Raw genomic sequence first — 1,057 nt, forward strand, 5'->3', positions numbered from 1 at the left:
CTTAGATTAACACATGAAGTGCAATACCAAATGCGAGGTGAAAAAAAGACCTAGATGCGCTAGCATCAAAGTTTATATCCACCGACCAAAGTGAGATTGTAACCATGAACTATACACATCTAAGCCTAGGTGAACGATATCAGATTTATGCCCTTAAAGGTGCGAAACATAGTATTAAATTTATAGCTGATGCATTAGGCAGAAGTCCTAGTACTATATCAAGAGAGCTTAAGCGTAATAAAAGCCTGCGAGGTTACCGAGCTCATTATGCCGATAACAAAGCTCGTGCAAGACGATCAAACAATGCTTTCACTATCATCACTGACGTATGGGATTGGGTCACAAACAAGCTTAAAGACAGCTGGAGTCCCCAGCAGATAGCCGGGTTTCATTGTGGCATTAGTCACGTGAGCATCTATCGCTATATCTGGAGTGACAAGAGTAAAGGTGGCACGTTATGGCAGTGTCTTAGACGTAAAGCCAAACCTTATCGTAAGCCACTAACTACTGAGACCCGAGGCCGTATCAATGACAGAGTCTCAATCCATAAGCGCCCCTCCATAGTTGATGCGCGCACGCGGATTGGAGACTGGGAGGCGGATACGATTATCAGTCAGCATCACAAGCAAGCGATTGTGACGATCGTTGAGCGCCGTACAGGACTGCTTAAGATGAAACGTGTGCTTAAAAAGAGTGCATCACAAGTGTCAGAGGCGATGATAGATCTTTTAACCCCAGTAAAAATACAGGTCAAAACGATTACCTCTGACAATGGTAAAGAGTTCGCAGATCACAAAAAAGTGAGGCAAAAACTCTTTAGTCCATTCTTCTTTGCTGATGCTTATGCGTCTTGGCAACGAGGTACGAATGAAAATACTAATGGCTTGATCAGAGAGTTCTTACCTAAAGGCTGTGATTTTAGACAAGTCTCTGATCAAGAGATTCAAATGATTGAGAATAAACTAAATAACAGACCAAGAAAACGGTTAGATTTCAAGACTCCTAGTCAGGTGTTCTATAATATTATTTAGCGTTGCACTTGGTATGTTAATCTAAG

1 protein-coding gene is annotated in these 1,057 nt (G+C 41.9%); it reads left to right on the forward strand.

Going from position 1 to position 1,057, the window contains the following annotated elements:
• Window positions 1–104 precede the first annotated feature (104 nt).
• The gene (locus tag JMX96_RS13580) at window positions 105–1,031 is read left to right on the forward strand and encodes an IS30 family transposase (protein ID WP_201569687.1); all 927 of its coding nucleotides are present in this window, start codon (window positions 105–107) and stop codon (window positions 1,029–1,031) included.
• The last annotated feature ends 26 nt before the right edge of the window (window positions 1,032–1,057 follow it).

The organism is Psychrobacter sp. JCM 18900 (genome assembly GCF_904846625.1).
Classification (GTDB): Bacteria; Pseudomonadota; Gammaproteobacteria; order Pseudomonadales; family Moraxellaceae; genus Psychrobacter.

What these genes read in the sequence shown, in the direction of transcription:
- JMX96_RS13580 (WP_201569687.1), top strand. Translation starts at nt 105, where the DNA reads ATGAACTATACACATCTAAGCCTAGGTGAACGATATCAGATTTATGCC.